This window comes from Methanobrevibacter sp., from assembly GCF_036307625.1.
In the GTDB taxonomy this organism is placed as follows: Archaea; Methanobacteriota; Methanobacteria; order Methanobacteriales; family Methanobacteriaceae; genus Methanocatella.
Genome location: NZ_JAXJXF010000105.1, coordinates 1 through 5574, shown reverse-complemented (window position 1 = coordinate 5574; position 5574 = coordinate 1). Strand labels below are relative to the sequence as shown.

Annotated in this window: 6 protein-coding genes; 5 read left to right on the top strand and 1 reads right to left on the bottom strand. The window is 32.8% G+C overall.

Going from position 1 to position 5574, the window contains the following annotated elements; all coding sequences use genetic code 11:
• Positions 1–164 precede the first annotated feature (164 nt).
• The 5 genes from bioB (at position 165) to UIB65_RS06885 (ending at position 4745) form a co-directional block, all read left to right on the top strand.
• Entirely contained in the window at positions 165–1130 is a 966-nt protein-coding gene (gene bioB, locus UIB65_RS06905) for a biotin synthase BioB (protein ID WP_330040495.1), read from the top strand.
• Between the two features lie 18 nt (positions 1131–1148).
• On the top strand, positions 1149–1643 hold the full coding sequence (locus UIB65_RS06900) for a hypothetical protein (protein WP_330040493.1): 495 nt from the start codon (positions 1149–1151) through the stop codon (positions 1641–1643).
• 48 nt (positions 1644–1691) lie between these two features.
• Positions 1692–2651 carry a cysteine synthase family protein gene (locus UIB65_RS06895; protein WP_330040492.1) on the top strand — a complete coding sequence of 320 codons (960 nt, stop codon included), beginning with the start codon at positions 1692–1694 and terminating at the stop codon, positions 2649–2651.
• 283 nt (positions 2652–2934) lie between these two features.
• Entirely contained in the window at positions 2935–4275 is a 1341-nt protein-coding gene (locus UIB65_RS06890; protein ID WP_330040491.1) for an MFS transporter, read from the top strand.
• A gap of 155 nt (positions 4276–4430) precedes the next feature.
• Positions 4431–4745: a TfoX/Sxy family protein gene (locus UIB65_RS06885; protein WP_330040489.1), complete on the top strand. Its 315-nt coding sequence runs from the start codon at positions 4431–4433 to the stop codon at positions 4743–4745.
• Positions 4746–5057: 312 nt separating this feature from the next.
• Here UIB65_RS06885 and UIB65_RS06880 read toward each other — a convergent pair whose 3' ends face one another.
• A complete protein-coding gene (locus UIB65_RS06880) occupies positions 5058–5537 on the bottom strand; it encodes a DUF308 domain-containing protein (RefSeq protein ID WP_330040488.1) in 480 nt (159 codons plus the stop codon).
• Between the last annotated feature and the right edge of the window lie 37 nt (positions 5538–5574).

Below are 5574 nucleotides of genomic sequence, written 5' to 3'. Positions count from 1 at the left end.
TTATGATGCCATTGACAGCAAAGCTGGTTTTGATGAAATAAAACAGAAACTAATCAGATACAAATCAAAAAACTTTGATGAAAAGATAAGCAGGAATTTGGATGAGCTTATTGAAATGGATTTGATTGAAAAGAGTGACAATTATTACATCCGTCGCTGATATCATGTTTAACCTTGAAGCGCTGAAAAACAAAGTATTGAATAATTACAAAATCACCAAAGCAGATGCATTGAATTTAGTCAATGTACCATTTAATGAATTAACAAATGCAGCAAATGAAATCAGGGAACATTTTTGTGGAAACTGTTTTGATGCATGTACAATCATTAATGTAAAAAGTGGAAAGTGTAGCGAAAACTGTAAATTTTGCGCTCAGTCAACCCATCATAATACCGACATAGATACCTACCCCATCATGTCAGAGGATGAAATTAAGAAAAAAACATTGTCCATTTATAATTCCGGTTTTAAAAGGATTTCATATGTTGCTTCAGGAAAAAACATTGAACAAAAGGAATTTGAAACAATATCTAAAGCAATCAATGAAGTGAAAAGAGACAATGACGACATCAAACTGTGTGTTTCCTTGGGATTTCTAAAAAAAGATCAGCTAATAAATCTTAAGGATGCCGGCGTTGAGAGAATACATAACAATCTAGAAAGTTCAAGAAAATATTTTGGAGAGATTTGTACCACCCACAGTTATGACGACAAATTAAATACTCTGAACCTGATGCATGATGAAGGCATCATGATTTGCAGCGGAGGTATATTCGGCCTGGGCGAAAGCTTTGAAGACAGAATTGATTTGGCTTTTGAGTTAAGAAGGTTAGGCGTCAAATCAATACCAATAAATATTTTAAATCCAATCAGAGGAACTCCTGTCGAAAATAATGAAATATTGACAAATGAGGAAGTCTGCAGAATAATTTCAATTTTTAGATTCATCAATCCGGACGCTTATATTCGAATGGTGGGCGGAAGGTCCCTTCTAGAGGACAATGGAAAAATGGCATTCAAGTCAGGCGCCAATGCTGCAATCCTTGGAGACATGCTGACAACAATTGGTCTGGGACTTGAAGACGATTTAAACCTTCTCGACGAATTGGGTTTTGAAATTGCATATTGAAACAATGGAGGAATATTTATGTTAATCAGAAAAGCAACAGATGACGATATTGAAGAGATTATGAAAATCTATAGGATTGCACAGGACTTTATGATTGAATCCGGAAATCCGAACCAGTGGAGTCACTTCTATCCTACAATAGACATTATCAGCAAGGATATATATGAAGAGACATGTTATTTGGTCTGTGACGATGATGGTCCCCATGGAGTATTTGCACTTTTTGATATTGATGAGCCAACTTATCAAATCATTGAAGATGGTCAATGGCTCAATGATGAGAAATATTTAACCATACACAGGATTGCAAGCGATGGCAAAGTCCACGGAATTTTCGATTGCATAATTACATACTGCAAAAGCAAATCAAACAACATTAGAACAGATACTCATCAAAACAATGTGATTATGCAAAATCTTATAGAAAAACAAGGCTTTCAAAAATGTGGAATAATCCATGTGGCTGACGGCTCGCCAAGGATAGCCTACCACTGGTCAAAAAGTATTTTATAATTAAAATACATAATATTACTATTTGATTATTTAATCGGTTGGAATTTTATGAATTTTGGAAAATTAATCGGCAATACGCCAATGATAAAGATTGATTATGAATATGATGGGAAACAAAGCAGCATATATACTAAACTTGAATATTACAATTATACCGGCAGCATTAAGGACAGAATTGCATTATACATCATAGAAAACGAAAGAAAAAACGGAAATTTAAAGGATGGCCAGCCTATCGTAGAGGTTACAAGCGGAAACACAGGCATTTCCTTTAGTGCAATAGGTGCACTCTACGGCCATGATGTGCATATTTTCATGCCCGATTGGGTATCTCTTGAAAGAAGAAAACTTATTGAAATGTATGGTGCTCATGTACACTTAATTTCCAGAGAGGAAGGTGGATTTAAAGGAGCTTTAAAATTAGCTGAAGAATTTTCAAAAGAGATTGATGCATACAGACCACTGCAATTTGATAATGAATTAAATGTTGAAGCTCAATACAAAACAACCGGCAATGAAATAGTCAACTCCGTTCCAGAGATAAATGCATTCGTATCAGGGATTGGAACCGGAGGAACATTAATGGGCATTGGTAAACGATTAAAGGACAACAATCCAGACTCCAAAATATTTGCTCTTGAACCGTCCACACTATCAATTCTCAAAATGGGAATGGAAGAGGGAAGTCATATGATTGAAGGAATTGGTGATGACTTTATTCCTGGAATCGTTGAACAGGATTTGATTGATGACATTGTTTTGATTCATGATTGTGATGCAATAAACATGGCCAAAAGAATTGCTAATGAGTTCGGATTGGCAATAGGTATTTCAAGCGGAGCAAATTTCCTGGCAAGCGTTATAATGGATAATGATAATCTCAATATAGCCACTGTTTTTCCAGATGACAATAAAAAGTATATAACTACAAAACTGTCAGAAAAAATCGATGAAAATCCCGAATTAATTTCCAACAATATAAAACTTATCGGCTTTGAAGTAATCTAAAGGGTGTCAACCAAAATTTAATTTTGGCGGACACACTTCATTAAATTTCTGCATAATTTTTTTACTGTTTTTAGAGTGGATTTATTTACTTTCACAATTGACTATTTATTTTATTATTTAATCAATTATTGTGTTTTCATTAATTTAACTGGTAATTTGATGTGCATTATGCAAACATTAATATTGAAAAATATTATATCTAGTTGTTTTAAAATTATAATATATGGGATTTATTTCAAGTTTTAATTTAAAATTTTATTCAAAATTCAGTTCAAATGATTTATTGGTTTTAGTTATTGCTGCTTTAATTCAATTTATTACATCATTTATTGGAAGTATGATTCAGGTGGCATTGCCTTTAATGTCTAATGATTTGAATTTAACTATTGAACTTGCAAATTGGATTTCTATTTCTTATATGGTTGCTTTAATTGCAGTTTCCATTCCATTATCCAGAGTCATTTCCCAGTATGGTGTCAAGAAGTTTACCATTATTGGCGTAATCGTGTTGAGCATAGGATTACTGATGTCAGCAATTGCTCCAAATATTTATTTTCTTCTTTTTTCAAGAGTTATTCAGGGCATTTCTGTTGCAATACTTCTTATCAGTATTTATATGTTTGTTGTTAATCAAATATCTGAAGATAATGTTGGCAGCGCACTAGGTATTGTAGGATCAATGGGTTATATTGGAATGACTTCTGCTCCAACGATTTCAGGATTTATTGTTTATTATCTGTCCTGGAGATTATTGTTTGTTCTTTTGGCTATAATATTCATAATTGAACTGGTATTATTGTCTAGACTTGACAGTGAATGGAAAAGTGAGTCAAAACAGATTAATATAAGAGGTTCGTTTTTTTATATCATTTTGATGATTTTGTTTGTTGTAGGTTTAACTAATATTACAAGGCTGTTTGGTGTGCCTCTTTTAATTTTAAGCTTTATTTCATTCATTATATTTGTTAAAGTTGAAATCCACAATTCCAATACGATTTTTAATTTGAATCTTTTTAAAGATTTTAAATATGTGGTGGGTAATTATGCTGCGTTTATTGCATATTTTATCACTTTCATTTCAACATATATTCTTAATTTCCATTTACAATATGTTTTTGGCTTTGATTCACGAATTGCTGGTATAATATTGCTTTCAACTCCTTTAGTCATGGTTTTAATTTCTCCTTTCAGTGGAAAATTGGCTGATAAATATGATAATAGGGTTTTGGCAGGCATTGCAATGTCTATATTATTGTTTGTAATGTTTTCACTATGTTTCATTGAGTTGTTGCCGTTATACCTGTTGGTAGTGGTCATGATTGTTCAGGGTATTGGCCATGGTCTATTCTCGCCGCCAAATAATAAATATGTTCTTACATTGGTAGATGATGATGATTTGAGTGATGCATCATCTATGTTAACATCCAGTAAAGAAATTGGTAAAACAGTTAGTTTAGCTACATATAATGTAATTTGTCTTATAATAATAGGAAATCAGGCAATTGGTAGTGATAATATACCTGGGTTAATTTCATCTTCACATTTCATTATGGCAATTTCTACTGTTTTAACATTATCTGCAGCCATATTGTTATTCTACTCAAAATTTCACTATGATGTTTAGTAAATCTGTGTTGTTGTAATGAATGAAGGTGATTTTTTTGTTGAATAAACAACAGGATATGAAAATACATGTGGAATTAAATTTAGCCAAATATTAGATTAAATCAACTAATATATAATCTGATTTGACAAATGATTGTAAAGGGAGGTGTAAGTATGCCATCAAGTAAGCAATATCTGGAATACGTGCTGGAGCAGTTATCCCATTTGGATGAAATATCATATAGGGCAATGATGGGTGAGTACATCATATATTATCGCGCAAAGATTGTCGGCGGAATTTATGATGATCGATTTCTAATCAAGCCTGTGAAATCGGCAGTGTCAATGATGCCTGATGCCAGTATGGAACTTCCATATGAAGGTGCAAAGGAAATGATTCTGGTTGAAGATTTCGAAAATAAGGCATTTCTAAGTGAACTTTTTGAGGCAATGTATGATGAGCTTCCGGCTCCGAGAAAAAGAAAATGATGGTCGTAATGCAGTCATATGGTGGCCATTAACTTAAACTTTTTTTCAATTATTCTGTTGGATTGAATTCATTAATGACATCCTGTATGGTATAGCAATTGCTATCCTTCATAGCTGCAAGCCCGTCATCGGCATCGTCACATGCCCAGGCACAATGAAGAATAGAATAAAATTCAGAATTATATTCCTTTTCAGCCTTTGATATGATATAACGCCCCTAGAATCTTTTGGACAAGTCGGACTTGAAGTCAAAAATCAATTTTGGCGGACACCCTAAAAAAAATAAAAAAAATGTGGTGACGGTTTTGGAAATTAAGCGGACATTAGTTCCAATACACCTTCAATAATCAATACGACTCCAATGATGATTGCAATGAATATCGGTTGATTAAGTGAAAATGTCCCAAGAGCTATTAAAACAATACCCATAACCAAAATAAGTATTGAAGAAAAAGCAGGTACACGACTCATTTTTGAAAATAAACCTGTCAATCCAAATACGATCATGATAAATCCAACAATATAGAACTGCAAACCTACCAAGAAAGATAATGAATCAATAAAGAATATAAACAACAGCCCAAAAATTATAGCCAGTATTCCTGTGACAAGCATTATATTTTTTGAGTTTGAACTATCACTTCTAAGTCCTGTTATCGTTATGGACAATCCTAAGAAAATCAAGCTTAAACCTACAATAACTGAAATCATTTCAGATGAAAACATTGGAAATATCATCAAAAGTAAACCCACAATTATTGTAATTAAACCTGTAGCCTTTTCAAATGCCATTCTAATCACCTCCATTTAATTTAATATATATTAAATC

Excerpts from the sequence above, each read along its gene's own strand:
- UIB65_RS06880 (WP_330040488.1), bottom strand. The coding sequence starts at position 5,537 with ATGGCATTTGAAAAGGCTACAGGTTTAATTACAATAATTGTGGGTTTA.
- UIB65_RS06895 (WP_330040492.1), top strand. The coding sequence starts at position 1,692 with ATGAATTTTGGAAAATTAATCGGCAATACGCCAATGATAAAGATTGAT.
- bioB (WP_330040495.1), top strand. The coding sequence starts at position 165 with ATGTTTAACCTTGAAGCGCTGAAAAACAAAGTATTGAATAATTACAAA.
- UIB65_RS06885 (WP_330040489.1), top strand. The coding sequence starts at position 4,431 with ATGCCATCAAGTAAGCAATATCTGGAATACGTGCTGGAGCAGTTATCC.
- UIB65_RS06900 (WP_330040493.1), top strand. The coding sequence starts at position 1,149 with ATGTTAATCAGAAAAGCAACAGATGACGATATTGAAGAGATTATGAAA.